Source organism: Streptomyces sp. NPDC021212 (assembly GCF_044332925.1).
Taxonomy (GTDB): Bacteria; Actinomycetota; Actinomycetes; order Streptomycetales; family Streptomycetaceae; genus Streptomyces.
The window spans coordinates 269,255-295,067 of record NZ_JBIRPZ010000008.1; the positions used below are offsets into that span (position 1 = coordinate 269,255).

Annotated in this window: 17 protein-coding genes and 7 pseudogenes; 10 read left to right on the forward strand and 14 right to left on the reverse strand. The window is 71.5% G+C overall.

What is annotated here, in order from left to right:
• Nucleotides 1-25: 25 nt before the first annotated feature.
• The 3 genes from ACH4SI_RS23040 to ACH4SI_RS23050 all read right to left on the reverse strand — a co-directional run bounded on the left by ACH4SI_RS23040 (nt 26) and on the right by ACH4SI_RS23050 (nt 4,086).
• Complete coding sequence (locus ACH4SI_RS23040) at nt 26-2,371, reverse strand: glycoside hydrolase family 65 protein (RefSeq protein ID WP_398298441.1); 2,346 nt, start codon at nt 2,369-2,371, stop codon at nt 26-28.
• On the reverse strand, nt 2,368-3,111 hold the full coding sequence (locus ACH4SI_RS23045; protein ID WP_398298443.1) for an HAD family hydrolase: 744 nt from the start codon (nt 3,109-3,111) through the stop codon (nt 2,368-2,370). The genes ACH4SI_RS23040 and ACH4SI_RS23045 overlap by 4 nt, the downstream gene beginning before the upstream one ends.
• Nucleotides 3,112-3,189: 78 nt before the next feature.
• On the reverse strand, nt 3,190-4,086 hold the full coding sequence (locus ACH4SI_RS23050; protein WP_398298445.1) for a Gfo/Idh/MocA family protein: 897 nt from the start codon (nt 4,084-4,086) through the stop codon (nt 3,190-3,192).
• Between the two features lie 215 nt (nt 4,087-4,301).
• Here ACH4SI_RS23050 and ACH4SI_RS23055 point away from each other — a divergent pair, with 215 nt between their 5' ends.
• From ACH4SI_RS23055 to ACH4SI_RS23065, 3 genes and pseudogenes are all read left to right on the forward strand, one after another.
• Nucleotides 4,302-5,558, forward strand: coding sequence for a YncE family protein (locus tag ACH4SI_RS23055; RefSeq protein ID WP_398298447.1), 1,257 nt, complete (start codon nt 4,302-4,304; stop codon nt 5,556-5,558).
• Nucleotides 5,559-5,637: 79 nt separating this feature from the next.
• On the forward strand, nt 5,638-6,150 hold the full coding sequence (locus tag ACH4SI_RS23060) for a MarR family winged helix-turn-helix transcriptional regulator (RefSeq protein WP_398298449.1): 513 nt from the start codon (nt 5,638-5,640) through the stop codon (nt 6,148-6,150).
• An 87-nt stretch (nt 6,151-6,237) separates the two neighbouring features.
• Nucleotides 6,238-6,486: pseudogene (locus ACH4SI_RS23065) on the forward strand (MFS transporter); the annotation flags it as partial.
• 116 nt (nt 6,487-6,602) lie between these two features.
• On the opposite strand, the gene ACH4SI_RS23070 reads toward ACH4SI_RS23065, so the two are convergent.
• The 3 genes from ACH4SI_RS23070 to ACH4SI_RS23080 all read right to left on the reverse strand — a co-directional run bounded on the left by ACH4SI_RS23070 (nt 6,603) and on the right by ACH4SI_RS23080 (nt 8,273).
• A complete protein-coding gene (locus ACH4SI_RS23070; RefSeq protein WP_398298451.1) occupies nt 6,603-6,977 on the reverse strand; it encodes a toxin Doc in 375 nt (124 codons plus the stop codon).
• Between the two features lie 2 nt (nt 6,978-6,979).
• Nucleotides 6,980-7,219, reverse strand: coding sequence for a hypothetical protein (locus ACH4SI_RS23075; RefSeq protein ID WP_014057435.1), 240 nt, complete (start codon nt 7,217-7,219; stop codon nt 6,980-6,982).
• A gap of 79 nt (nt 7,220-7,298) precedes the next feature.
• The gene (locus ACH4SI_RS23080) at nt 7,299-8,273 is read right to left on the reverse strand and encodes a carbon-nitrogen hydrolase family protein (RefSeq protein ID WP_398298453.1); all 975 of its coding nucleotides are present in this window, start codon (nt 8,271-8,273) and stop codon (nt 7,299-7,301) included.
• A gap of 184 nt (nt 8,274-8,457) precedes the next feature.
• On the opposite strand from ACH4SI_RS23080, the gene ACH4SI_RS23085 reads away from it, so the two are divergent.
• Nucleotides 8,458-9,441 carry an aldo/keto reductase gene (locus ACH4SI_RS23085; RefSeq protein WP_398298799.1) on the forward strand — a complete coding sequence of 328 codons (984 nt, stop codon included), beginning with the start codon at nt 8,458-8,460 and terminating at the stop codon, nt 9,439-9,441.
• A gap of 16 nt (nt 9,442-9,457) precedes the next feature.
• On the opposite strand, the gene ACH4SI_RS23090 is transcribed toward ACH4SI_RS23085, so the two are convergent.
• The 4 genes and pseudogenes from ACH4SI_RS23090 to ACH4SI_RS23105 form a co-directional block, all read right to left on the reverse strand.
• Entirely contained in the window at nt 9,458-11,419 is a 1,962-nt protein-coding gene (locus tag ACH4SI_RS23090; RefSeq protein ID WP_398298455.1) for a cellulase family glycosylhydrolase, read from the reverse strand.
• 89 nt (nt 11,420-11,508) lie between these two features.
• Nucleotides 11,509-12,915, reverse strand: a complete 1,407-nt coding sequence (locus ACH4SI_RS23095) for an FG-GAP and VCBS repeat-containing protein (RefSeq protein ID WP_398298457.1) — start codon at nt 12,913-12,915, stop codon at nt 11,509-11,511.
• Between the two features lie 189 nt (nt 12,916-13,104).
• A pseudogene (locus ACH4SI_RS23100) lies at nt 13,105-13,899 on the reverse strand (SDR family NAD(P)-dependent oxidoreductase).
• A 63-nt stretch (nt 13,900-13,962) separates the two neighbouring features.
• A pseudogene (locus ACH4SI_RS23105) lies at nt 13,963-14,100 on the reverse strand (aldo/keto reductase); the annotation flags it as partial.
• Nucleotides 14,101-14,146: 46 nt separating this feature from the next.
• On the opposite strand from ACH4SI_RS23105, the pseudogene ACH4SI_RS23110 reads away from it, so the two are divergent.
• Nucleotides 14,147-14,299: pseudogene (locus ACH4SI_RS23110) on the forward strand (MarR family transcriptional regulator); the annotation flags it as partial.
• Here ACH4SI_RS23110 and ACH4SI_RS23115 read toward each other — a convergent pair.
• Nucleotides 14,273-15,195 (reverse strand): annotated as a pseudogene (locus tag ACH4SI_RS23115) (helix-turn-helix transcriptional regulator). The pseudogenes ACH4SI_RS23110 and ACH4SI_RS23115 sit on opposite strands and share 27 nt — an antisense overlap.
• A 156-nt stretch (nt 15,196-15,351) precedes the next feature.
• On the opposite strand from ACH4SI_RS23115, the pseudogene ACH4SI_RS23120 reads away from it, so the two are divergent.
• Both ACH4SI_RS23120 and ACH4SI_RS23125 read left to right on the forward strand, forming a co-directional pair.
• Nucleotides 15,352-16,299, forward strand: a pseudogene (locus tag ACH4SI_RS23120) (zinc-dependent alcohol dehydrogenase family protein).
• A 50-nt stretch (nt 16,300-16,349) separates the two neighbouring features.
• On the forward strand, nt 16,350-16,784 hold the full coding sequence (locus ACH4SI_RS23125) for a VOC family protein (RefSeq protein WP_398298459.1): 435 nt from the start codon (nt 16,350-16,352) through the stop codon (nt 16,782-16,784).
• Here the strand turns inward: ACH4SI_RS23125 and ACH4SI_RS23130 are convergent, their stop codons facing one another.
• Nucleotides 16,785-17,840 (reverse strand): CobW family GTP-binding protein, encoded by a 1,056-nt coding sequence (locus tag ACH4SI_RS23130; protein WP_398298461.1) that lies wholly within the window; start codon nt 17,838-17,840, stop codon nt 16,785-16,787.
• 481 nt (nt 17,841-18,321) lie between these two features.
• On the opposite strand from ACH4SI_RS23130, the gene ACH4SI_RS23135 reads away from it, so the two are divergent.
• From ACH4SI_RS23135 to ACH4SI_RS23145, 3 genes are read left to right on the forward strand one after another with little or no spacing between them, the layout of a single operon-like run.
• Nucleotides 18,322-19,944: an amino acid adenylation domain-containing protein gene (locus ACH4SI_RS23135; protein WP_398298801.1), complete on the forward strand. Its 1,623-nt coding sequence runs from the start codon at nt 18,322-18,324 to the stop codon at nt 19,942-19,944.
• Nucleotides 19,941-21,275, forward strand: a complete 1,335-nt coding sequence (locus tag ACH4SI_RS23140; RefSeq protein WP_398298463.1) for a hypothetical protein — start codon at nt 19,941-19,943, stop codon at nt 21,273-21,275. Before ACH4SI_RS23135 ends, ACH4SI_RS23140 begins: the two co-directional genes overlap by 4 nt.
• Nucleotides 21,276-21,292: 17 nt before the next feature.
• A complete protein-coding gene (locus tag ACH4SI_RS23145; RefSeq protein ID WP_398298465.1) occupies nt 21,293-22,060 on the forward strand; it encodes an enoyl-CoA hydratase-related protein in 768 nt (255 codons plus the stop codon).
• Nucleotides 22,061-22,131: 71 nt separating this feature from the next.
• Here ACH4SI_RS23145 and ACH4SI_RS23150 read toward each other — a convergent pair whose 3' ends face one another.
• Nucleotides 22,132-23,139, reverse strand: a complete 1,008-nt coding sequence (locus tag ACH4SI_RS23150; protein WP_398298467.1) for an aldo/keto reductase — start codon at nt 23,137-23,139, stop codon at nt 22,132-22,134.
• Between the two features lie 68 nt (nt 23,140-23,207).
• A pseudogene (locus tag ACH4SI_RS23155) lies at nt 23,208-25,759 on the reverse strand (beta-L-arabinofuranosidase domain-containing protein).
• Nucleotides 25,760-25,813: the final 54 nt, after the last annotated feature.

Below are 25,813 nucleotides of genomic sequence, written 5' to 3' on the forward strand. Positions count from 1 at the left end.
CCGATGTCTCAGGCGCGCCGGTGCCTCAGGCGCGCCGGTCCGGGCGGCGGCTCGGAGGCTGCCGGGGCTCGGCGCGCGCGGTCTGTTCGGGCACGTCACAGGTCTGCGGCGACTTGTCGGAGACGGTGATGGGCCGACCGTAGTGCTGGATCTCCAGCGGGGCGCCCTCGACCAGGGTGTAGGTGGCGGTGCGGTCGGTGATCTCCACGCGCAGCCGCCGTCGCAGCACCTGCACGCTGAAGGCCAGCCGGGCCAGCTTCTCCGGCAGCTTGGGCGAGAAGCACAGGTTGCCCTCCTTGTACCGCATCCCGCCGAACCCGGCGACCAGCGCCATCCAGGTGCCGGCCAGCGAGGCGATGTGCAGGCCGTCGCGGGTGTTGTGCTCCAGGTCCCGCAGGTCCATCAGGGCCGCCTCGCCCAGGTAGTCGTAGGCGAGGCGCAGATGGCCGACCTCGGCGGCCATGACGGCCTGGGCGCAGGCGGACAGGGAGGAGTCGCGGACGGTCAGGTGCTCGTAGTAGGCGAAGTTGCGTGCCTTCTCCTCCTCGGTGAAGCACTCGCCGCGCAGATACATGGCCAGCACCAGGTCGGCCTGTTTGACCACCTGCTTGCGGTACAGGTCGAAGTAGGGGAAGTGGAGCATCAGGGGGTACTGGCTGGGGTGGGTGTTCTGGAAGTCCCACTCCTGGTGGCCGGTGAAGTCGGCGGACTGTTCGTGGACGCCCAGCGTCTTGTTGTACGGGACCGTCATGGCCTCGGCCGCGTCCCGCCAGGTCGCGGCCTCCTCGTCGTCGGCGCCCAGCAGCGAGCCCTTGTCCGGGTGGCGCTCCACGACGTCCGCGGCGGCGCGCAGGTTCGACTGGGCCATGAGGTTGGTGTAGACGTTGTCGTCCGCGATGGCGCTGTACTCGTCCGGGCCGGTCACCCCGTCGATGTGGAACCGGCCGTGGTGGTCATGGTGGCCCAGGGACCGCCACAGCCTGGCGGTCTCCACCAGTATTTCCACCCCCGTCTCGCGTTCGAACTCCTCGTCGCCGGTGGCGGCGATGTAGCGCACCACGGCGTCGGCCACGTCGGCGTTGATGTGGAAGGCGGCGGTGCCGGCGGGCCAGTAGGCGGAGCACTCGGATCCGTCGATGGTGCGCCAGGGGAAGGCGGCGCCCTCGTGGCCGAGCTGGCGCGCCCGCTCCCGGGCGGCGGGCAGGGTGGACTGGCGCCAGCGCAGCGCCTGGGCGACCGCCTCGGGGAAGGTGTAGGTCAGCAGTTGCAGGACGAAGGTGTCGGCGTCCCAGAAGGAATGGCCGTCGTAGCCGGAGCCGGTGAGGCCCTTGGCGGGGATGGCGCGTTCCTCGGCGCGTGCCCCGGCCTGCAGGACGTGGAAGATGCCGAACCGCACGGCCTGCTGGATCTCGGCGTCGCCCTCGACCTCGACGTCGGCGCGGGCCCAGAAGTCCTCAAGCCAGGCGCGCTGCTGTTCGACCAGGCCCTCCCAGCCGGTGGAGGCGGCTCCGGCGAGCCCCGCCTCGACCTGGTCGCGTACGGCGGGCAGGGAGCGCGCGCCGGACCAGCCGTAGGCGACCAGCTTCTCCAGCCGCAGTTTCTCGCCCGGCTTGAGGACGGAGGTGACGGTGAGGCGGGCGACGTCGTCGCTGCTCTCACTGGCGTGGCGGGTGGGCGGCGGTCCGGTGATCAGATGGTCGGCGGCGCTGGCGACCCGCAGCCCGCTGGCCCTGGTGCAGTGGATCAGCCGCAGCCGCTTGTCGACGGCGGCGTGCTCCTCGGGCTCCAGCGGACTCTCCAGAGCGGAGGCGACCCGGGGGTCCCCGCCGCGCTCCGGCAGCTGTTCGTTGGCGACCAGCTCGGACTGGACGACGACGCGGATCTCGGCGTCCAGCGCTTCCACCTCGTAGGCGATCGCGGCGACGGACCGCTGGGTGAGGGAGACCAGACGGGTCGAGCGCACCCGCACGCTGGTTCCCGAGGGGGAGGTCCATTCGCAGGTGCGGTGCAGTACGCCGGCCCGCAGGTCGAGCACGCGCTCATGGGAGCAGAGCCGCCCGTAGCGCAGGTCGAAGGGTTCGTCGTCCACCAGCAACCGGATGATCTTGCCGTTGGTGACGTTGATCATGGTCTGGCCGGCCTCGGGATAGCCGTATCCGGCCTCCGCGTACGGCAGCGGGCGCAGCTCGTGCACCCCGTTGAGGTAGGAGCCGGGCAGTCCGTGCGGCTCGCCCTCGTCGATGTTGGCGCGCCAGCCGACATGGCCGTTGGACAGTGCGAAGACCGACTCGCTCTGCGGCAGCAGATCGAGGCGGAGCGCGGTCTCTCGCAGCTGCCAGGGATCGACGGCGTACGAGGAATCGGTGATCACGAGGGGCCCTCCAGCAGCTCGGCGAGATCCTTGACGACGATGTCGGCGCCGTGTCCGCGCAGCGCGTCGGCCTGGCCGACCCGGTCCACGCCGACGACGTAGCCGAAGCGGCCCGCGCGGCCGGCCTCCATGCCCGCCAGCGCGTCCTCGAAGACGGCCGCCTCGGCGGGGGCGGCGTCCAGGTCCTTGGCGGCTTCCAGGAAGGTGTCCGGATTCGGTTTGCCCGGGAGCCCTCGCTCGGCGGCGACCACGCCGTCGATCCGCACCTCGAAGAGATGCTCGATACCGGCGGCGACCAGCACGTCGCGGCAGTTGGCGCTGGAGGAGACGACCGCCGTGCGCAGCCCGGCGGCGCGCGCGGCCTCGGCGAAGCGCACCGATCCGGGATACGCCTCGACGCCTTCCTCCCGGATCTTCTCCAGGACGAGGGCGTTCTTCCGGTTGCCGAGCCCGTAGACGGTGTCCTTGTCGGGCGGGTCGTCCACGCTGCCCTCGGGGATGTCGATGTCCCGGGAGGCCAGGAAGGTGAGTACGCCGTCGGCGCGCGGGCGGCCATCGACGTACTCGTCGTAGTCGGTGGTCTTGTCGAAGGGGCGGAAGGAGGGGCCGTCGCGGCGGCGCAGAAATTCGTCGAACATCTGCTTCCACGCCGCCGCGTGCACCACGGCGGTCCGGGTCAGCACGCCGTCGAGGTCGAACAGGCAGGCCCGGATGCCCGCCGGGAGGCAGAGCTTGGTCATGGCTCCCGGTTCCCCAGCGCGCGCCGGAATATGCGGCCGGATTCTCCGGCGAATCCGGCGAGGGCGGGGAGCGGGAGCCTAGTCCGGTACGGCGGTGCGGCCCTCGCGGCGGGAGCGGTCGGCGGCCTCCAGTACGGCGACCACCTCGCGGCCGAACCGCACGTCGCAGGGGTCGGCCACGCCGTCCCGGGCGCTCAGCAGCAGCCGGTCGACGGCCGTGGTGAAGGCCTCCACGGCCGTTACTCCGGGGTCGGGCACCTCGGCCGTTCCCTGTTCGCCGTAGAAGTCGCAGCCGAAGCCGACCGCGGCGGGCCGGGCGTCCAGGGTGAGCGCGAGGGTGCCGACCGCGCCGGAGTGGTGCCGCAGCAGTACGTGCGCGGCGCCGCGCGGTCCGTCGAGGGCGCTGACCTCGGCCACCGGGCCCAGCACCGGCAGCAGCAGGGACAGGGCGTGCGGGCCGACGTCCCACAGCCCGCCGCGTTCGCGGCGCCAGGGAGAGCGGCCGTAGGGGCTGCCGGACCGGAATATGGAGCCGAAGCCGGTGGCCCGGCCGCCGTCCCAGCCCCCGGCCGCCGCGGCACGGTCCAGGAACGAAGCGACGGGCGCGGCGAAGCGCCGGGTGAAGAAGACCACCGAGGCCGCCGAGCGCTCCTCGGCGGCGGTCACGATCCGGTCGGCGGCGGCGGTGGTGAAGGCCAGCGGCTTGTCGAGCAGCAGATGGCGTCCGGCCCGTGCGGCGCGCTCGGCGAGGTCGCTCTGGATGTCCGGCGGGAGGGCAACGGCGACCGCGTCGACGTCGGCGATCAGGGCGTCGGCGTCGGTGTAGGCGCGGGTGCCGTGGCGGTCGGCCAGCACCGCCGCCCTGGCCGGGTCGCGGCCCCAGACCCCGGCCAGTTCCGCGTCGGGGTGCGCGGCGAGCGCCGCGCCGTGGGTCTCCGCGGCCCAGTGTCCGGTGCCCAGCAGTCCGAAGCGCATTTCCCGCCCTTTCGCCCGGTCCGCCGCGGGGCGCTCCCGCGGTGCGGGCGCGATCCTACGCCGCCGCCCCGGGCGCGGCGTCGGCCGCCGGTGGTACGCCGCTCACCTGCTTGGACGTGGGCGCGTGCCGGTGGGCGGGGCCGGTGACAATCTTGGGCCACGGCCCCGCCGCAGACCGGGCACGGCCGCCCTTCCCTCACCGCTGGAGGACCTCCGTGGCCAGCCCGACCCGCCCGAGCCTCACGCCCCCGGGCCATGCGAGACGGCCCGCCCCGGGGCGCCGCCGTACCGCGACGCGCGCGGTCGCGGCGCTGCTGCTGTGCTGTGCGGCGGTGCCGGGCTGCGCCTCCTCCCCGGAACACGCCTCCCACCCGCGGAAGTCGGCGGCGCCGCACCACTCGGGCCGGGCGCAGTCCGCGGCCGAGAAGGCGGCCAGGGCCCGGCTGCTGCCGGGCATGCCGCCGCCGCTCGATCCGCACGACCTGTACGCGGCGGACCGGCCGGGCAAGCTGTCGCGGGCGGTGAAGGGCTTTCCGTCGCGGGTGTACGTGCCCAACACGCTGTCGGACACGGTGAGCGTGATCGACCCCAAGACGTACAAGGTGGTCCGCACCGTCCAGGTCGGCCACCAGCCGCAGCACGTGGTGCCGTCGTGGGATCTGAAGACGCTGTGGGTCAACAACGACCTCGGCAACAGCCTCACCCCGATCGATCCGAGGACCGGCCGGGTGGGCCGCCCGGTGGACGTCCACGATCCGTATAACCTCTACTTCACACCGGACGGCAAGTACGCCGTGGTGATGGCCTCCAAGGACCGGGCCCTGGTCTTCCGGGACGCGCACAGCATGCGGGTGGTGAAGTCGGTGCCGGTGACGTGCTCCGGCGTCAACCACGCGGACTTCTCCCCCGACGGGCGCTACTTCATCGTCTCGTGCGAGTTCTCGAGCGAGCTGCTGAAGGTGGACACGGCCCGGATGAAGGTGGTGGCGCACCAGCGGCTGCCGCTCGCGGGGGCCATGCCGCAGGACGTCAAGATTTCGCCGAACGGGAAGACCTGGTACGTCGCCGACATGGTGGCGAACGGGGTATGGGTCCTGAACGGGGACACCTTCGACCGCCCCCGGCTGCTGCCCACCGGCAAGGGCACCCATGGCCTCTACGTCAGCCGGGACTCCCGCACGCTCTATATCTCCAATCGCGGCGAGGGCACGGTCTCCTTGCTGTCCTTCAAGACCGGCAAGCTCACCGGCCGCTGGCGGCTGCCCGTCGGCACCAGCCCCGACATGGGCGGCGTGTCCTCCGACGGCAAGGTGCTGTGGCTCTCGGGCCGCTACAACGGCGAGGTGTACGCGATCGACACCCGCACCGGGCGGCTCCGCGCCCGGATCCCGGTGGGAGGCGGTCCGCACGGGCTCGCCGTCTATCCGCAGCCGGGTCGCTACTCCCTCGGCCACACCGGCATCTTCCGCTGAGCCCGCCGGAATCAACCGGCCGGAACAACCCGGGCCGCTATATAGTCCGCCTATATAGACCCGTGATACATATGTACGTGTGGAGTACACACATCAGTCCGGATCGCCGGAACCCCCGGAGGCCGAGGGCAACGCGGCTCGTGAGGAGGTCGCGGAGGCGCTGGAGCGGCTGGCGTTCCTCGCGGTGCGTCATCTGACCACCCGGGACATCAGCTTCACCGCCGCCTCCACGCTCGGCCGTCTGGACCGGGAGGGCCCGGCCCGGCTCACCGCGCTGGCCGCCGACGAGGGCGTCAGCCAGCCCTCGATGACCCAGCTGGTCCAGCGGCTGGAGCGGCAGGGCCTGGTGTCCCGGGTCGACGATCCGCACGACGGGCGCGTGGTGCTGGTGGCGATCACCGATGGCGGGCGCGCACTGCTCGCCGAACGGCGCCGCGACCGTACCGCCCGGCTGGCCGGACTGCTCGCGACCCTGTCCCCCGAGGACGAACAGGCACTCGCCGCCGCCGTCCGCGCCGCCGCCCCCGCCCTCCAGCGGCTGGCGACCGGTGCGGGGCGGACCCGCAGGCACCCGGGGAGTTCCGCTTCCTGAACGGAGCCCTTCTTGTCCGCTGATCCCCGCACCGTCAGCGTCTGGGCGGGTCGCCGGCCTGGTGCTCATCGTGCTCTTCAGCGCGGCGGCGGATTCGCCGGCGCCATCATCCTCTACGAGACCGCCCTGGGCATCGGCATCGCGGCCGGCCCACTGCCCGGCGGCGAACTCGGCGGCATCAGCTGGCGCGGGCCGTTCTTCGGGGTGTCGGTCCTGATGGCCATCGCCCTGATCGCGACCATCGTGCTCGTCGAGCCCACTCCCACCCCGGTGCGCCGTGCCTCGGTCCTGGACCCGCTGACGGCGCTGCGCCACCGCGGACTGCTCACCATCGGCGGCGGGCTGGCCCCGTACGCGGCAGGCAAGCTCGCCGAGGCGGAACGGGCGCAGGCGGCGGAGACACCGGCCGCCGAGGCGGCCTCGGTTCCCGTGACCTGAGCGGAACGCCGTGGTCAGATACGCCAGGAGCGGATGCGGCCGGCCGCGTCGAAGACGTCCGCCTTGCTGGACAGGATGTCGCGGACCAGGTCGATCAGCGCACCGTACGGCGGGTCGATGCCCTCGCCGGACGCGTGCATATAGGCCACGGCGGTCGCGCTGGCGAAGCGCGCGTTGCTCGCCGGGAGCGGCTTGAGCGTGGCGAGCGTGTGCAGCAGCGCGGCGGCCCGCCACGCCGGGTCGGGGTCGACGCCCAGGCGCGGTGGGTCGACGCGGTGCCTGGCCACGGCGGCGACCAGCCCCGAGAAGTCGGAGATGGCCGGCTGTTCGGGCAGGACTTCCTCATGACGCTGGAGCAGCCACGAGATGTCGATATGAAGCGGCGGCATCGTCAGGCGGCCTGTCCCGGGTGTCGGTGTTCATCGTCCGGGAACGCGTCCGCGAAGGCGTCCGCGTTGTCCGCGAAGAAGCGGCGGAAGACCTCGGCGCCTTCCTGCAGGGCGCGGTGGCGGGCGATGTCGGCGACGGTCGCCTCGCGGACGAGGGCCTTCATCGTCGTGCCGCGCTCCTTGGCGATCTGGCGGAGGTCCTCAAGTTCCCGATCGCTGAATTCCACGTTGAGTGCTGACATGCGCCGCACCCTACTAGCCCGGTACCCCGACATCAATCGCCGCAGCTCACATGATGTATTTGTAGGTACTTGACAAGTATCACGGCACCTCTGCGCCGGGGGGCCGGGCACCGCCCTGGTCCACCCTGAGATACGGCCCGCGCACCTCATGGCTCGTCAGGGCGCGGTACGCGGCGGGGCGCCGGAACGCGTTCCCCCAGGTCTCGCGGCGCCGGTACTCGCGGAGCGCGTCGAGGTCGAGGACCGCCGGGTAGACGCCCTCGGCCTCGCCCGCCTCGACCACGAGCATGTCCCGGGAGCGCCCGTCGGCGAAGGCGATGCCGTCGAAAGCGATGGAGTGCCCCCAGCCGGGGCCCGCGTGGTTGGCCATGGCCAGTGCGGTCATGTTCTCGTAGGCGCGGGTCCGGAACTGGCTGAGCCGGTTGACCTCCAGGTCGCAGGCGTTCGGGGTGAGGACGAGCTCCGCTCCGGCGAGCATCAGGGCCCGGGCGCTCTTCGGGAACTCCCGGTCGTAGCAGATCATCGCCCCGGTCATGACCTCGCCCGCCGCCGTGTCCAGGGCGCACACCTCGAAGTCGTCGCCCGGGGTGAGGACGGCCTCGGACAGGTCGAAGGCGCAGGTGTGCACCTTGGCGTAGGTGAGGGCGAGGCGCCCGTGGCGGTCGATGAGGGAGACGGTGTTGCGCGGCGGCCCGTCCCACCTCTCCAGGTAGGTGAGCGCGATGGCCATCTCGAGTTCGGCGGCCAACTCGCGGAAGTGGGTGACGAACGGCCCGTCGCGGGTGATCGCCTCATCGCCCCATACGGCCTCGGGCTCGGGCAGTGGCGGCTGGGACGGCACGTCGTCCCACAGCCGGGGGTGGCGGTAGCGGTCACCGGTGGTCTCGTCGGTGACGGCCGGGCGGTAGCCGTTGCTCCACATCTCGGGGAAGAGCACGATGTCGGCGCCGAGGGCCTTGGCCCGGCGGCAGGCGGCGTCGCCGGTGGCGAGGTTCGCCCGCAGGCCGCGGCCGGGAGGGGCGAGCTGGAGCAGGGCGACGGTCAGGGTGGTCATGGCGGTTTCTCCTTCGGAGCGGAGGCGAAGGAGAAAGCGGTGGACCCCGGGCGCGGGGCGGGCGTCAAAGCATGGCCATCACGCTACACCGGGGGCCGCCCGCGAGGGGTCGGCCGGAACCGTGTTCGGCCGGTGCGGGTACGGTGAGCCGCATCACAGGAGATCGCGGGAGGAGAGCGTGACCATGGAGCAGCGGGTGTGCGGCCGGACCGGCCGCGAGGTCTCCGTCGTCGGGCTGGGAACCTGGCAGCTGGGCGCGGGCTGGGGCGATGTCAGCGAGGCGGACGCGCTGGCCGTGCTGGAGGCGGCCGTCGAGTCGGGGGTGACGTTCTTCGACACCGCCGATGCGTACGGGGACGGGCGCAGCGAGCAGCTCATCGGGCGCTTTCTGCGGGACCGGCCGGACGCCGGCATCTTCGTGGCCACCAAGATGGGGCGGCGGGTGCCGCAAGTCGCGGAGAACTACACGCTGGACAACTTCCGTGCGTGGACCGACCGTTCGCGCGCCAACTTGGGTGTGGACACGCTCGATCTGGTGCAGCTGCACTGCCCGCCGTCCTCGGTGTACGCCACCGACGCGGTGTTCGACGCGCTGGACACGCTGGTGGACGAGGGGCGGGTGGCGGCGTACGGGGTCAGCGTGGAGACCTGCGAGGAGGCGCTGACGGCGATCGCCCGGCCGGGGACGGCGAGCGTGCAGATCATCCTCAACCCGTTCCGGCTCAAGCCGCTGGAGAAGGTGGTTCCGGCGGCGGCCGAGGCCGGGGTGGGGATCATCGCGCGGGTGCCGCTGGCGTCCGGTCTGCTGTCGGGCCGGTACACCAGGACCACGCTGTTCGCCGACGACGACCACCGCACGTACAACCGGCACGGCGAGATGTTCGACCAGGGTGAGACCTTTTCGGGAGTGGACTTCGAGGAGGGCGTCGAGGCGGCGGTGGAGTTCGGGAAGCTGGCGCCGGAGGGTGCCACGCCCGCGCAGACGGCGCTGCGGTGGATCGTCCAGCAGCCGGGGGTGACCTCGGTCATCCCCGGCGCGCGGTCGCCCGAGCAGGCGCGGGCGAACGCGGCGGCAGCGGGGCTGCCGCCGCTGCCGCCGTCCACCCTGGAGGCCGTCGGCGAGCTGTACGACCGCCGGATCCGTGCGCAGGTGCACCACCGCTGGTGACCTGGCGCCCCCGACCTCAGAAGCCCGCGTCCGCCGCCCATCGGGTCAATTCCTTCTGGGCGGCGGCGCGCAGCTCTGCGGAGGGGGCGGCCGTACCGTCGGCGACCAGGGCGTAGTGCAGGGTGCCGGTGTCGTCGGTAGGCGCGGACAACACCAGGCGGCGGGCGTCGGCGCCGCCGGGCTCGGCCGCGGTGGCGATGGGGTGGTCGGCGGTGTGCCCCTGGGCGGTGTACGCGGGCGGGCCGGTGACGGTGCCCAGGTCGGAGACGACGGTGGTGGCGGCGGGGTCGAAGTCGCGCGGCAGGTGCAGCTCGGTGGGGGCGTCGGTGCGGCCGTCGGAGCGCCACACCAGCAGTCCGTAGCGGCCGGAGCCGGTGAGCTTCGCGACGTTGGGGAGGGAGCTGGGGATGCGGTCCCAGCTGAGGGTGGTGCTTCCGTCGCGTGAGCGGTCCTCGAAGGTGAACGCGAGCGTGCGGCCCGCCACCGCGCGCGGGTAGAGGCGGTCGAGCAGCCGGGCGTCCTGGCGCAGCTGGGCGTTGCCGGAGTCGTCGAGGCGTACGGCCGAGAGGTCCTCGTCGTTCCAGGCGTCGCCTTCGGTGAGGGTCTTCGAGGCGTTGCCGTTCATCGCTTCGTGGTGGCGGCCGTTGTAGATGTCCCACTGCCACTGGGTGGAGGAGAGAGCGGGGCCGGAGGCAGCGGGCTTGGTCCACCACGTGGCGCCGGGCAGGCGGGAGTCGAGCGCCTGGTACATGCCCTTGAGGACGGTGGGTGCCTTGTCGGAGGTGAAGCCGGTGAGCGGATGGCCGAACTCGCTCATGACGGCGGGGGTGCCCAGGGCGGTGGCGCGGTCGCGGACGGCGCCGAAGTCGGTCGCGTACTGGCCGTCGGCGGCCTTGCCGGGCATGAAGATGCCGGAGATGGCCTTCTGGTCGTAGTAGTGGGTGTTGAAGACATAGCGGGAGCCGGGTTTCCCCACGTCGAGCAGCCCGCCCTCCTGGCGCTGGAAGCCCAGGTTGGAGTTCCAGAACATGTTGGGCTCCACGAAGGCGGGCTTGTCCCGCCAGCCCGCGGCGTCCATGCGGGCGCGGAACTTCTCGTAGAACGGCCACAGCACGTTCTTCTCCCAGGTGCGGCTGTTCTCACCGCTGTCGTAGACGCCCGCGTAGGGCTCGTTGAGCGGGTCGAAGCCGGTGACGCGGGCGAACGCGTCGGCGGAGAGGTGCTGGGCGAGGTAGGACATGGTCTTCTCGGCGGTGGCGAGGAAGGCGTCCTGGACGCGCACGGTCCCGGCGCTGGTGGTCAGGGCGCGGTTGTGCCAGAAGTCGCGGGTGGCCTTCATGACGGCCTGGTTCTGGGTGATGTTCTGGCCCCAGTGGGCACAGATGCCGCAGGACTCCTTGCCGTAGCCGCCCGCGTCGACGACCCACTTGGGGGCGCCGTCGCCGCTGTACCAGCTGTCCTTGTCGAAGAGGTGGCGGGAGTAGAGGTCCTGGTGGAAGTCGGGGAAGACCCGGATTCCGGTGTCGAGGAAGGCCTTCATCTGGGCGGTGGCCTGCTCCAGGTAGGCGGTGTCCACCTCGCCGGGCCGGGGTTCGGCGTGGGCCCAGGAGAGCAGGAAGCGCACCGAGTTCGCCCCGGTCAGGGTCCGCATCGCGGCGGCGGACTTCCGGGCGTCGGCGGCACTGGCGAAGGGGAGGCCGTTGTTCTCCTCCAGTTTGGTCTCGCCGGAGACGTTGAAGCCGCGGAGCACGACCTCGCGCCCGTGGCCATCGGCGAACCGGGTCCCGTCCGTCGTCACCTCGTCCGCGGCCGGTCCGCCGAACCACGGCGCCTCGGCGGCGGCCGCCGGGGTGCCCGGGGCCGCGACGACCGCGGCCACCAGCAGAACGGCCGCCCCGAGCAGCCCTGTACGACCTGCTCGGGGTCGGCCGTTGCGTATGCCTGAAGACGCGGTGCCTCGCGTCGCATGCGTCGCCATGGACACTACCGTCCAGTAGACATGAGGAATCGTCAACTAGCGGCGCACGGTGGATCGGTCAGCGATGGCGAGTCGTCGCGGCGTTCGGGTTACCGCGGGAAACCAGCGCCCAGGGCCGCGCCCGCTTCCGGGGCGCCGAGCGTGTCGGGCCCGAAGGAGACGACACCGTCGGTCGTGAGACCGGCCGGCTTGCCGCGCAGCACCCAGGCGGCACCGCTGGAGGTGTAGGCGCCGTCCTCGTCGGGAGCGCCGGCGGAGAGGTCAGCCGCACCGTCGCCGTTGGTGTCGGCGAGCCCCACCGCCGCGCCGAAGCGGTCGCCCGCCTCGGCGACGCCCGGCACCCCGGCGGTGTCCTGGGTGAACGCCTGGGCGCCGGTCCCGGACAGGCCGCCCGAGCCGCCGTACAGCTGGACGACGCTGCCCGCGTCCTTCTGCCCGGCCTCCAGGTCCTCGTACGGGATGCCGACCGCGACGTCCGCGTAGCCGTCGCCGTTGACGTCGTCGGCGCTGAGCGAGTAGCCGAACTGGTCGCCGTCCTCGTTGACGCCCGGCACGCCCGCGGTGTTCTGGTCGATGGTCTTGGTGCGGGTGGTGCTCGGGCCCGACGCGGTGCCGTAGAACACCTTGAGCGTGCCGTGGTCGTTCGGCAGGTCCTCGACGACACCGCCGGGGACGGTGCGCACGATCAGGTCGCCGTAGCCGTCCTTGTCGACGTCACCGATGGTGGTGGTGGCGGCGTCGGTGAGCCTGGTGGGCGTCTTCCCGAGCCCGTCCGTGCCGCCCTTCCAGACGAGAGTGTTCTCGGACATCTCCTCGAAGGCGTGGGTGCTGACCAGCTCGTCCTTGCCGTCGCCGTTGAGGTCGCCCGCGGTCAGGCTGGTCGGCCGGTCGATCTTGTCGGTGTCGACGGTGGCGCTTCCCGCCGCCTTGCCCTCACGGGTGAACGGGCCGAACCGCACGCGCAGTCCGGTCCGCTCGTCGAAATCCGAGCCCTTGTTGACGATGACCTCGTCGACCAGGTCGGCGTGGCCGTCACCGTTGAAGTCGCCACCGGCGATGATGCTGTAGCCGAAGTTGTCGCCGTCGCCCTCGGGCAGCTGGGTGCCGCCGGTCAGGCCGTTCGCGGAGCCCCACAGGACGGTGACGGCGGGCTTGTTGCCGACCTGGATGGCCAGGTCGGTGTAGCCGTCGCCGTCCAGGTCGCGGGCGACCGTCTCTCCCCCGAAGTACGCCGAGGCAGCGGGGTCGCCGGGGACGCCCTCGGTGGCCTGGCTGACGATCTGCCGGTGGCCGGTGTCCGTACCGGAGGCAGACCCGTAGACGACGGCGACATAACCGGCCTTGCTCTTGCCGTCCACGGTGCCGGCCGGCGCGGACACGGCGAGGTCGGCGTATCCGTCCTTGTTGAAGTCGACCCGCGGCGCGGAGGCCGCGGTGGTGGCGCGGGCCTCGGCGGCGCCGGCCGAGGGGGCTGCGAGTAAGGCGGGCGTGGTCACAAGCGCGACCACCGTCGCGCAGCGCGCGACGGCGGAAAGGGAACGGGGCCGCACAAATCCTCCAGCTCGTTGATGAGTGTTTACCTCACGTACACCCACCAGGACACCCGAAGTCGCCGAAGGGTTGCGCATCCGGGCATAGGGAATCCCCTAAGGGGAGGGCGCCCCTCAGCGCGCGGACGATCTGTGTCAGGGGAGGATCGAGTCGACGTAACCGCCGTCGACGCGTACGGCGCCACCGGTGGTGGCGGAGGCGTACGACGAGGCGAGGTGGACGACGAGGTTGGCGATCTCCTCGGGTTCGATGAGGCGCTGGATCAGCGACTGCGGGCGGTACTTGAGCCATGAACTCGTGCTGCGCCTCGTCCCAGGGCTGCTCGTCGCCGACGAGTTCGCGGACGAACCCTTCGACGCCGCCGGTGTGGGTCGGTCCGGCGATCACGGAGTTGACGGTGACGCCGGTGCCTGCGGCCTCCTTGGCGAACCCGCGGCCGACGGCGAGCAGCGAGGTCTTCGTCATGCCGTAGTGGATCATCTCTGCCGGGATCACCACGGCCGAGTCGCTGGCGAGGTTGAGCACGCGCCCCCAGCCCTGCTCCTTCATGGCGGGCAGGTAGGCGCGGATGAGGCGTACGGCGGAGAGGACGTTGACCTCGAAGTAGCGACGCCACTCGGCGTCGCTGATCTCCAGCGGGGGCGCGGAGCCGAAGATGCCGAGGTTGTTGACGAGGATGTCCACGCGGGGAACGGCTTCGAGGACGGCGCGGGTGCCGTCCTCGGTGGCCAGGTCCCCCACGGCGCCCGTGACGTTCTCGTTGCCGGTCTCGGTGCGGATGGTCCGGACCGTCCGCTCGACGCGCTCCTCGCCGCGGCCGTTGACGACGACGTGCGCGCCGGCGCGGGCGAGGCCGGTGGCGGTGGCCGCTCCGATGCCCTGGGGGAGCCGGTGACCAGGGCGGTCCGGCCGGAGAGATCGATCTGCATGGGGTGCGCCCTTCTCGGTGGCGGTGTGGTGCGGTGCGGTCAGTTCAGGGTCTCGGGATCGGTGCCGGTCTGCAGGTACCGGCGCAGCACGACCTGCGCCGGAGTTACGCCAGATGCCTCGGCGATGCGCACCACGGCCCCGTCCTCGAGGACCGCTCCCTGGGCCAGCGGGCCCCAGGCCTCAGTGGCGATGCCGTGCTCGGTGATGCTGCGGTAACCGGCCTCCAGCGCATGGCGCACGGCGGCGGTGGTCGACCAGGGACTGCGCCTGCTGGAAGAGGCCCGCCCCACGCACAACACCGCCCTGCGTGAAGCCCTCGACCAGGCATCCGCCGAACCGGAGCTCGCACCCCTCGTTCGGGCCGTCAAGCAGCTACAGGGAACCACCCTGACCACGTGAGCGGCTCTCGGACTCCGCTTCCCGGAACCGGGTCGCCGCCCAGCTGGCGAGGAGCCTCAGCCGGTCCTCGTCCGTGGTGCCCGGCTCGGCGGTGTAGATGGTCAGGGAGTGCGCCTCGTGCGCGGACACGGGCAGGTCCAGCGGCTGGTAGGTGAGTTCCAGAGGGCCGGCGTCGGGATGGTGGAAGCGTTTGACGCCACCGTGGTGGATGCGCACCTTGTGGGCGGCCCACCGGGTGCGGAACTCGGCGCTGGCCGTGGACAGTTCGCCGACGAGTTCGCGCAGCGCCTTGTCGTTGGGGTATCGGCCGGCCTCGGCGCGCAGCAGCGCGACGGTGATGTTGGCGGCGCTGTCCCAGTCGTCGGCGAAGTCGCGTGAGCCGCGGTCGAGGAAGTAGTACCGGGCGAAGTTCGGGCGACCGCCCTCATCCGTCGTACCGCTGTCGAACAGCGGCGCGAACAGGGCGCGGGCGAGCGCGTAGTGGCCACCATGTCCAGGCGGCCATTGCTGACGAAGGCCGCGGACAGGGTCATGGAGTCGAGCAGCCGCTGGGCGCGCGGCGGGATGTCGACGGCCTTGCGGCGGCGCCGGGTCGCGGGTCCTGGCTGGGCGGCCTTGGCCAGGTCGAACAGATAGGTGCGTTCGTCCTCGCTCAGGCGCAGGGTGCGGGCCACCGCGTCGAGGACGTCCTCGGACACGCCGCTGATGTGGCCCCTCTCCAGCCGCGTGTACCACTCGGTGCTCACACCCGCGAGGACCGCGACCTCCTCGCGGCGCAGCCCGGGCACCCGGCGCCGGGCGCTGGTGGGCAGTCCGACCTGCTCCGGGGTGAGCTGGGCGCGCCGACGGGAGAGGAAGCCACAGATGTCCTCGCGGTTGTCGGAGCGGCATTCTATGCCTTCCAAGTTACGGCCCGGACTTCGGGCAAGGGGGGTTGAGCTTGTACCCCCCATAAACGCGGCCTCCCGCGCATGCGAGGGGGCGGTTTCGTGGGACGCGCACCTCGGTACCACGCCTGGGCCGCTTCACTCGAAACCTTAGGAGCAACTCTTATGCGCGCTGCTGTACTGCACGCTCCCGGCGACGTCCGTGTGGAGGAGGTCGCCGACCCGAAGATCACCGGCCCGACGGATGCGATCATCCGGCTGTCGGCGACCTGTGTCTGCGGCTCGGACCTGTGGCCCTACCGCGGCATCGAGCCGGTCGCCGAGGCCATGCCGATGGGACACGAGTACGTCGGCGTCGTCGAGGAGGTCGGCAGCGAGGTCCGGAACGTCACGCCAGGCCAGTACGTCATCGGCTCGTTCGTCGCCTCGTGCGGCACCTGCGAGATCTGATCCCCCACCGCCGACGGCACCCTCGTCCCCCTGCCGGGCACGCCCGACGCCGGCCTGATCCCCGGCCTGCTCGCCGCCTCCGACGTGCTGGGCACAGGATGGTTCGGCGCGGTCGCCGCCGAGGCCGGTCCGGGCAGGACGGTCGCGGTCGTCGGCGACGGTGCGGTCGGCCTGCTCGCGGTCCTGTCCGCGAAGCGGCTCGGCGCCGAGCGGATCATCGCGATGAGCCGCCACGAGCCGCGCCAGAAGCTCGCCCGCGAGTTCGGCGCCACCGACATCGTCACCGAACGCGGCGACGAAGGCGTGGCGAAGGTCAAGGAGCTGACCGGCGGCCTGGGTGCCCATTCCGTCGTCGAAGCGGTCGGCGCCCAGGAATCCATGCGGCAGGCGATCCGCTCCGCCCGCCCCGGCGGGCACGTCGGCTTCGTGGGCGTCAACCATGACGTCGCCCTGAGCGGCGAGGAGCTCTTCTTCTCCCAGGTCCACCTGCACGGCGGCCCCGCCCCGGTGCGCGAGTACCTGCCCGAGCTGATCGACCTGATATGGCAGCGCAAGATCAACCCGGGCAAGGTCCTCGACCTCACCGTCCCGCTCGACGAGGCCGCCGGGGCGTACAAGGCCATGGACGAGCGTCGCGCCATCAAGGCCATGCTGACCGTCTGAGCCGGTGCCGGGTCGCAGAGCACTTCCCGCATCGGCCGTACCGTGACCTCATGGAACAGCGCATCACGTTGGTCACGCTGGGCGTTTCCGATCTCGCTCGCGCCAAGGCCTTTTACGAGGCCCTGGGCTGGCGGGGGCAGGAAGTCGAGGAGACCGTGTTCTTCCAGGCGGGCGGCCTGGGGCTGGTTCTGTGGGGCCGCGACAAGCTTGCGCGGGACTGCGGGCTGGAGCCCGGGTCCGCGGGCGGATTCGGCGGCATCGCCCTGGCGCACAACGTGCGGTCCGAGGCGGAGGTCGACGCTCTGCTCGCGGCGGCGGAGCAGGCCGGCGGGACGGTCACCAAGCCCGCGGCCGTCAACGCCGTCGGCTTCTACTCCAGTGCCTTCGCGGATCCGGACGGCCACGCCTGGGAGGTCGCGTACAACCCCGGGTTCCCGCTCGCCGAGGACGGCTCGGTCACCCTTCCGGATTTCGGGAGCCGATAGTCACATGGCGTCGGGCGCTTCCCGGCCCTCCTGGTCCACGTAGCGCAGCACCCCCATCATGTGCCGCTCGTCGGGCTCGTCCGGGTCGGCCGCGACGCAGTCGGTCAGCCGCTTGGTGAGGGTGTCGGCGTCGATGCCGGTGCCGATCATCACCAGCTGGGTGGTGCGGGGTTCCCCGCGCTCCCAGGGCACCGGCTGGAACCGGAGGTACGCACCGACGGCGTGCAGGCCGTACTTCCGCTGCGGGTCGGCGCCGGCGAAGTGGACGAAGCCCTTGAGGCGATAGAGGCCCGCGGGGCGGGCGTCGAGGAATTCCATGAAGCGGCGCGGGTCCAGCGGCTCGGCCGAGGTGAATTCGACGCTCTCGTACGCGGCGTGGAGATGGCGGCTGTGGTCGTCGCTCTCGCCGCACACATCGGCGAACGAGAGCTGCCGGAAGCGCGCTTCGGGAGTGTCCCGGGGCTCGTGGTCGAAGAGGAGACCGGGGTCGACGCGGCCGTGTTCGGCGGTGAGGACGGGCAGCCCCGGGGCGATCTCGGCGACGGTTTCGAGGACGCGCCGCCGCTCGTCCTCCCCCACCCGGTCGGTCTTGTTGAGCACGATCAGGTCGGCGTCGCGCACATGGCGGTCCAGCTCGGGATGGCGGTCGCGGGTGCTCGCGAACTCGGCGGCGTCCACGACCTCCACCAGGCCGCCGTAGCGGATGCGCTCATTGCCGCTGGACAGCAGCGTACGGATCATGCTCTGCGGTTCGGCCAGGCCGCTCGCCTCGATCACGATGACGTCGATGCGCAGCTCGGGATCGGTGAGCCGGTCGAGCATCTCGTCCATCTCGGAGGCGTCCGCGGCGCAGCACAGACAGCCGTTCTCGATGGGGATCATCGAGTCGACCTGTCCGGCGACGGCCATGGCGTCGATGTTGATGCTGCCGAAGTCGTTGACGATGACTCCGATCCGGGTGTCCGCGCTGTCGCGCATCAGATGGTTGAGCATCGTGGTTTTTCCGGAACCCAGGAAGCCCGTGATGAGAATGACCGGGATCCGTTGTGTGGCCAAGGCTCTGTCTCCGTGCGGCGATACGTGGGCGGTGCGGGTGGGCCGTTCATGCTATCCGGATGGCCCGCCCGGATCATCCGGGGCAATTCTCGGCCATCGACGCATGGACTGAAACTCCGTCAGTTTCGGTGGCGCCGCCCCGCTTCGGCCCTTACCAGGTCGTCATCAACGCCACAAGGCGTATCTTTCCGCGCGGGCGCACTCTAGTGGGATCCTGGCCGACTTGCGCCCGTCGCCCGTCTTCCGTGCGCGCCGCACGGGTCCTTAAGCTCTCAAACACGTCAGACGGCTGATGACCACGTGGCACACGATGCGCATGTGACCGGGTCGACGGCGGCCCGATCTCCTCGCCGAAGTGCCACCTCGGCACCTCATGCGGCTCATCACACATCACCCTCCACCCGCACCCGGGCCCTTTGCGCCCGCACCCGGCTCCATCAGCCGAACAATGACCGACTTGTCGAACGAGAGTGGGCGACATATGCGGATACACACCGTGCATCAGCAACCGAGCAGGCCCCTGGGCGCAGGCCCGGACTGGCCTGCCGACCCCCTCCGGCACCTCTCCGGCACGGACCGGAGGCTGTTCCAGCAGTTCGGCCGGGGGCCGGAGGCCATCCTGCCCTGCTCCCTGATCCACCGGGCCATCGAGCGGCACGCCGCCGCGTCCCCGCTCGCGGTCGCGGCCGAGCACCTCGGCGAGACGATCACCTACGGGGAGCTGGACCGGCAGGCCGCACGGCTGGCGGCCCGGCTCGCCCACGTGGGCGTACGCCCCGGTGACAACGTCGCGCTGTTCGTCCGGCGCTCCCTCCCCATGCTCGTCGGCCTGCTGGCCACCCTGAAGGCGGGTGCGGCCTATGTGCCGCAGGACGCGGGGCTGGCGCCCCCGGCCCAGCTGAGCCATGTCATCCGCACGGCGTCGACCCGGGTGATCCTGACGACGACCGGATACGCGGGCCGCATACCGGCGCCGCCCGGCCACACCGTCATCCCGCTCGACACCGCGATGGCCGAACCCATCGATGGCGAGGCGAGCGCAGAACCTTTCGTACCCGCCCGGCCCGTGACCCCGGGCGACGGCGCTTACGTGCTCTTCACCTCCGGAACCACGGGAGCGCCCAACGGGGTCACCGTCACCCATCGCAATGTGTGCAACCTCCTGCTCACCGAGCCGGGTGACCTGGGGATGCGGCCCGGGATGCGGGTGTCCCAGATCCTCAACGTGGCCTTCGACATGGCCGCGTGGGAGATCCTCGGCTGCCTCAGCCACGGCGCCACCCTCGTCATCCGCGGCGCCGACATCGCCGAGACCGTACGCCGGGTGGACGTGGTCATCGCGACCCCCACCGTGCTCAGCGCGGTCGCTCCGGAGCTGTGCGGACGGATCAAGGTCGCGGCCGTCGCCGGAGAGCCGTGTCCGCGCTCGCTCGCCGACCGCTGGGCCCGGGTGTGCACCTTCTACAACGCGTGCGGGCCGACGGAGACCACCATCGTCAACACCATGCAGCGCCATGACCCGGCGGCGCTGCGGCTGACCATCGGACGGCCGACGCCCAACAACACCGTGTACGTCCTGGACGCCGGCCGGCGCCCGTGTGCCATCGGCGAGACCGGCGAGATGTGGGCAGGCGGCGACTGCGTGTCGGCGGGCTACCTGCGAAATCCGCGGCTCACCGCGGAACGGTACGCGCCCGATCCGTTCCTCGGCGGCGGGCGGCTGATGTTCCGTACCCGCGACCTGGGCCGCTGGACGCCCGACGGCGAGCTGGAACATCTGGGCCGCACCGACGACCAGGTCAAGGTGCGGGGGTTCCGGGTCGAACTGGACTCGGTGTCGGCCGTCCTCGAAGCGGTCCCCGGCTGCGTCCGCGCGGTGACGCTCAAGCTGGACGACCGGAGTCTGGTGTCCTTCGCCGCCCCGCTGCGGGTCGACCCCGAGGCGGCGCGGCAGGCCGTGGCGCGGGCACTCCCCTACTACTGCGTGCCGGTGGCCGTCCACACCCTGCCGGCGCTGCCGCTCACCAGCCGCGGAAAAGTCGACAAGGCGGCCTTGCTGCGACTGGCCGCCGAGCGCCGCACGGTCGGTGGGGTGGCGTCGTGACCACACCCCGCGTGCCCGCGCCCCGCGCCGAAGCGCCGCCGCGCACCGCGGAGCCGCCACTGCCGCCCCGGACACCGGGGGTACGCGGGCTGCTGAAGCATCCGCGCCTGATGCACTACAACCGTCTCATCGCCCTGGTCCTGGCGGTCAACCTGGCCTTCCTGCTGTCCCGTTCGAGTGATGGCCTCCCGCCCCGTACGCTCTCCGACGCGGCGCTCGTCAACTTCGCGGTCGCCATCGTCATCCGCCAGCAGTACGTCATCAATCTGCTCTTCCGCATCGCCACCGCGGCGCCCGTCAACTGGCCGCTGAGGATCCGGTGGACGCTGGCGAAGGTCTACCACTTCGGCGGGGCGCACGTCGGCGGGGCGCTCGCGGGCACGCTCTGGTTCCTCGCCCTGGTGGCCTCGCTGACCCGGCACGCCGCCCCGGCCGCGACACTCGCCGTCTCGTACGCCCTGATCGTCCTGCTGCTCGGGATCACGGCCACGGCGCTGCCGCCCTTCCGGGCGCGGTTCCACGACCGCTTCGAGAAGACGCACCGCTTCGGCGGCTGGGCGGCGCTCGCGCTCTTCTGGGCGCAGACCGTGCTGACCACGCTCGACGGGAAGGGTGGCGGGACCACCGCCGGGCGGCTGCTGACGGCGCCGGGCGTCTGGGTGCTGGCCGTGATCACCTTCAGTGTCGCGCTGCCGTGGCTGCGGCTGCGCCGGGTGGCGGTGGCCGTCGAACGCCCCTCCGCCCATGTGGCGCTCGCCCGTTTCCACCATGGGGCGACGCCCTTCGCCGGGTCCTCGACGGCGATCAGCCGCAACCCGCTGCGGGAATGGCACTCGTTCGCCAATGTGCCCGCGCCCGGCGAGTCGGGATTCCGGCTCACCATCTCCCGCGCCGGGGACTGGACCGGGAAGTTCATCGACGACGCCCCGTCCCGGGTGTGGGTGAAGGGCATCACCACCGCGGGCGTGGCCAACATCGAGACGCTTTTCCGCAAGGTGGTCTACGTGGCCACCGGCAGCGGCATCGGTCCCTGCCTCCCCCACCTGCTGGCCCAGGAGGTCCCGGCGCGGCTGGTGTGGGCGACCCGTACACCCCGTACGACCTACGGCGACGCCCTGGTGGACGAGATCCTGGCCGTTCAGCCCGACGCGCTCATCTGGGACACCTCCGAACACGGCAAGCCCGACATGGTCCGGCTCGCCTACGCCGCGTACGCGGACTTCGGGGCCGAGGCCGTCATCTGCATCTCCAACAAGAAGCTCACCTGGCAGGTGGTCCACGGCATGGAGTGCCGCGGGATCCCCGCGTACGGCGCCATCTGGGACTCGTGACTTTCGAGGGAGACATCGTGAACTTCATCAAGATCGAGCGGCATGAGCGCGTCGTCACCGTGACGCTGCACCGCCCCGAGGTGCTCAACGCGCTCAACAGCGGGCTGCTGGCCGAACTGGTCCAGGCGCTGGGGCCGCTGGACCGCGACCCCGGGACCGGCTGCTTCGTGATCCGCGGCTCGGAGCGGGCGTTCGCGGCGGGCGCCGACATCAAGGAGATGGAGCCCAAGACCTCCGTCGAGATGTTCGCCGAGGACTACTTCGCCGGCTGGGACGCCTTCGCCGCACTGCGCACCCCCAAGATCGCGGCGGTGTCCGGCTACGCGCTGGGCGGCGGCTGCGAGCTGGCGATGATGTGCGACATCATCCTGGCCGCGGAATCGGCCACCTTCGGTCAGCCGGAGATCAGGCTGGGCGTGATGCCGGGCATCGGCGGCACCCAGCGGCTGACAAGACTGGTCGGAAAGGCCAAGGCGATGGATCTGATCCTGACCGGGCGCACCATGGGCGCCCAGGAGGCGGAGCGCGCCGGGCTGGTCTCCCGCGTGGTCCCCGACGACCGTCTGACGGCGGAGGCGGCGGCCATCGCCGCGACCGTCGCCTCGTACGGCAAACCGGCCGTCATGGCGGCGCGCGAGGCGGTGGAGCGGGCGCTGGAGGTGGGGCTGCGCGAGGGGCTGCTGTTCGAACGGCGCTCCTTCCACGCGCTGTTCGCCGCCGAGGACCAGTCCGAGGGGATGGCCGCGTTCCGTGAGAAGCGCGCTCCGCGCTTCACCGGCCGCTGACGTAAAAGCGCGTGCCGTGTCCCCGCTTCCGGTGGCGGAAGCGGGGACACGGCACGCGGTCAGGAGCCCGGTCAGGGAATCTCGACGCCCGCCTCGGCGGAGAGGCGGTCGACCTCGGCCAGCTCGGCGTCGCTGAAGCCGGGCGAGTCCAGGACCGCGATGTTCTGCTCGAGCTGGGCGACGCTGCTCGCGCCGATCAGCACGGAGACCACCCGCGGGTCCCGCAGCACCCAGGCGAGGGCCAGCTGGGCGAGGGTCTGGCCGCGCTCCCCGGCGATCTTGTTGAGGGCGTGCAGCAGCGTGAGGCGCTCCTCGGTGAGCGCGTCACGCTTGAGGAAGTGGCCGAGCGCCATGCGGGAGTCGGCGGGCACACCGTTGAGATAGCGGTCGGTGAGCTGGCCCTGGGCGAGCGGCGAGAACGCGATGACACCGGCACCGGCCTCGGCGGACGCCTCCAGCACGCCGCCCTCGACCCCGCGCTGGAGCATCGAGTACGGATGCTGGTTGATCAGGTACGGGGTGCGCAGCTCCTTCAGGATCGCGGCCGCCTCCGCGATGGCCTCCGGCGGGTAGTTCGACAGCCCGGCGTAGAGGGCCTTGCCCTGCCGTACGGCGCTGTCGAGCGCGCCCATCGTCTCTTCGAGCGGAGTGTCCGGGTCGAAGCGGTGGGAGTAGAACACGTCGACGTAGTCCAGGCCCATCCGGGTCAGCGACTGGTCGAGGCTGGCCAGCACGTACTTGCGCGAGCCCCACTCGCCGTACGGCCCGGGCCACATCAGATATCCGGCCTTGCTCGCGATGAACAGCTCATCGCGGTAAGGGCGGAAGTCCTGGGCGAAGATCGAGCCGAAGTTGCTCTCGGCGCTGCCGGGCGGGGGCCCGTAATTGTTGGCCAGGTCGATGTGGGTGACGCCGAGGTCGAAGGCGCGGCGCAGCACGGCGCGCTGGGTCTCGAGCGGATGGGTGTCGCCGAAGTTGTGCCACAGGCCGAGCGAGACCTTCGGCAGCAGCACACCGCTGCGCCCGCAGCGCTGGTACTGCATGGAGTCGTAGCGGTTCTCCGCCGCGAGGTGGGCCATGTGCGTCGTCCTTGTCCATGCCGGTCGGTACGGGGGCGGGCGGGCCGTGGCCCGCCCGCCCGAGCTTGTCAGCTTTCGGCGAGCGTGGCGACCTCATTCGCGCTGAGTGTCCGGCCGTACACGCGGAAGTCGTCGTACGCGGCCCTGAGGTACGGGTCGGGGTACTGCGACTTGCCGAGGTAGGCGGCGCGGATGTGGTTGCCGAAGTCGGCGGGTTCGACGGTGACGCTCGTGTTGCGGCCGGCCTCGTGCCCGGCGACGTAGAGGACGGCGGTGCCGCTGCCGTAGGCGACGGCGACATGGGTCCACTGGCCGGTGGGCAGCGGCGCGGCCTCGATGCGCTGCTCCGCGCCGCCTCCGCCCGCGGTGATGGCGAAGCGCAGCTTGCCCGAGTCGGCGACCGGGGTGAGGAACATGTTGGCGGTGACGCCGGTGCCGATGTCGAAGATCCGGGTCCACTGGGCGGGGGTGCCGTCCAGCCGGACCCAGGTGGCGACCGTGTACGCGGTGGCGCCCGCGAGGAGGTCGTCGGCGAGGGTCACGTAGCCGTCGGTGCCGTTCAGCGCGACGGCGCCCCCGGTCCGGCCCGTGGTCCACGTGGCGCCGCCGGTGAGCCGGCGGTCTTGCCGCGGCCGGTGGCGTCGGCGGCGGTGGTGCCGGAGGTCTCGTCGAAGCGGTACCAGGCGGCGAAGGCGGGCGGCGGGGTGGGCGGCTGTCCGCTCAGCCAGTACACGTTGTAGCGCTGGTGGTGGAGGCGGGCGACGGGCAGCAGGGTGACGCTCTGCCCGTCCGCGGTGGCGGTGAAGCGCATCGGGCTGGTGGCCTGCTGGACCACGGAGTCCCGCTTGAGGCGCGGCATGGTCATGCCGGTGCGGTCGCCGTACGCCCCGGCCAGCACGACGGGCCCGTACAGCACGGCCTGGACGTCGGGGTCGTCGGGAGTGGGGTCGAGCCGCAGCTTCATCGGCAGGGTCACCTCGACCTTGTCGCCGGTCTTCCACTGCCGGTCGATGATCAGCCAGCTGCCGGGTTTCGGCTGGTCGGGGAGGGCGGTGCCGTTGAGCGTGGCGCGGGCCCCGGACGCCCACGAGGGGATCCGCACCCGCAGTTCCAGGGAGGCCGCGCCGGAGCTGACGGTGAGGGTGGTGGTCTGCTGGTCGGGGAAGCCGGTGGTCTGGCGCCAGGTGATGCCCTTCTCCTGCCAGCGCACCTCGGACGGGATGAAGAGGTTCACCAGGAGGCTGCGGTCGCCGCGGGTGTAGATGGTGTCGGCGAACTTGGCGTGGGTCTCCATGCCGCTGCCGTGGTCGCAGGAGAAGTTGTCGTAGTCGGTGGAGTACTGGTTCGGGTCGGGTCCCATGAAGGACGGCTGCTGTTTGAAGGAGCCGGGGGCGAGGCCCGTGTAGTAGATGTTGAAGCCGTGGGCCGAGTCGGGGTCCTGTTCGCCGAGCATCTGGTTGAACAGGGTGCGCTCGTAGTAGTCGAGCAGGTCGGTGCGCTCGGGCGCGTGGAAGTGGATCAGCCGGGTGAGTTTGAGCATGTTGTAGCTGTTGCAGTTCTCGCAGCAGCTGCCACTGAGCTGGGCGGCGATGGCGTCGGGTTCGTGGAAGGTCTCGCCGTTGCTGTTGCCGCCGATGACGTAGGTGTGGTGGTCGGTGACGATCTTCCAGAAGTTCTCGCCGATGGTGCGGTAGCGGCTGTCCAGACCCTCTTCCCACAGCCGCAGGGCGCCGACCATCTTGGGGATCTGGGTGTTGGCGTGGAGTCCGGCGAGCCGGTCCTCGTTCCGGCTGAGCGGGTCGAAGACGCGGGCGTGGGTGAAGCGCTCGGCGACCTTCAGCCACCGGCTGTCGCCGGTGATCGCGTGCAGGTCGGCGAGGACGTCGTTCATGCCGCCGTACTCGGTCTCCAGTACGCGCTGCATCTGCTCGCGGCTGAGTCTTCCGGTGCGCGTGTCGACCCAGGCGGCCTGGCGCAGCACGGTCTCCAGGGCCTGGTCCAGCCCCGCGAGCCGGTACTGGTCGACGAGCCCGGCCATGATCTTGTGGAGGGTGTAGTACGGGGCCCACACTCCGCTGCCGGCCTCCAGCCGGTCGAAGAAGTTCTCCGGGAACGCCGACAGATAGCCGGTCCGATAGCCCGCGGCCGGGGATTTCGCCTGGCACGCGGCGAGTTCGGCGACGAGCTTGCGGCTCTTGTCGAGCAATGCGGCCTCGCCGGTGTTGGCGTAGGTCAGGGCGAGGCCGGACAGCAGGTGGCCGGTGCTGTGGCCGCGCAGTTCGGTGGTCGGACTCTCCCAGCCGCCGCAGGGCTTGGCGCTGCTGGCGATGCCGACGTTGAGGCGGAAGGTGTGCAGCAGCCGGTCGATGTCGACGAAGCGCAGATAGGCGGTGTTGCGGGACTGGTTGTCCTTGAAGGCGCCGGGGAGCAGGGTCACGGCGGTGAGCGGGAAGGGCCGGACGCTCGTCAGCGCCCGGGCCCCCCGCGGGGCCGCTGCCGGGGCGACAACGCCGGGCGTGGCCGCCGCCGCGGTGCCACCGGCGGCCGCGGTGAGCATCACGGCCGCGGCCCCGGAGGCGGTGGTGGCGATGAAGTGCCGTCTGTCGACTGGTTCGTCCATGACTCTCCTCACGGAGGTTCGAAATTACGAACAATGTCCGACATTGTGCGCACG

What these genes read in the sequence shown, in the direction of transcription:
- ACH4SI_RS23045 (WP_398298443.1), bottom strand. Translation starts at nt 3,111, where the DNA reads ATGACCAAGCTCTGCCTCCCGGCGGGCATCCGGGCCTGCCTGTTCGAC.
- ACH4SI_RS23050 (WP_398298445.1), bottom strand. Translation starts at nt 4,086, where the DNA reads ATGCGCTTCGGACTGCTGGGCACCGGACACTGGGCCGCGGAGACCCAC.
- ACH4SI_RS23070 (WP_398298451.1), bottom strand. Translation starts at nt 6,977, where the DNA reads ATGCCGCCGCTTCATATCGACATCTCGTGGCTGCTCCAGCGTCATGAG.
- ACH4SI_RS23075 (WP_014057435.1), bottom strand. Translation starts at nt 7,219, where the DNA reads ATGTCAGCACTCAACGTGGAATTCAGCGATCGGGAACTTGAGGACCTC.
- ACH4SI_RS23080 (WP_398298453.1), bottom strand. Translation starts at nt 8,273, where the DNA reads ATGACCACCCTGACCGTCGCCCTGCTCCAGCTCGCCCCTCCCGGCCGC.
- ACH4SI_RS23085 (WP_398298799.1), top strand. Translation starts at nt 8,458, where the DNA reads ATGGAGCAGCGGGTGTGCGGCCGGACCGGCCGCGAGGTCTCCGTCGTC.
- ACH4SI_RS23090 (WP_398298455.1), bottom strand. Translation starts at nt 11,419, where the DNA reads ATGGCGACGCATGCGACGCGAGGCACCGCGTCTTCAGGCATACGCAAC.
- ACH4SI_RS23125 (WP_398298459.1), top strand. Translation starts at nt 16,350, where the DNA reads ATGGAACAGCGCATCACGTTGGTCACGCTGGGCGTTTCCGATCTCGCT.
- ACH4SI_RS23135 (WP_398298801.1), top strand. Translation starts at nt 18,322, where the DNA reads ATGCGGATACACACCGTGCATCAGCAACCGAGCAGGCCCCTGGGCGCA.
- ACH4SI_RS23150 (WP_398298467.1), bottom strand. Translation starts at nt 23,139, where the DNA reads ATGGCCCACCTCGCGGCGGAGAACCGCTACGACTCCATGCAGTACCAG.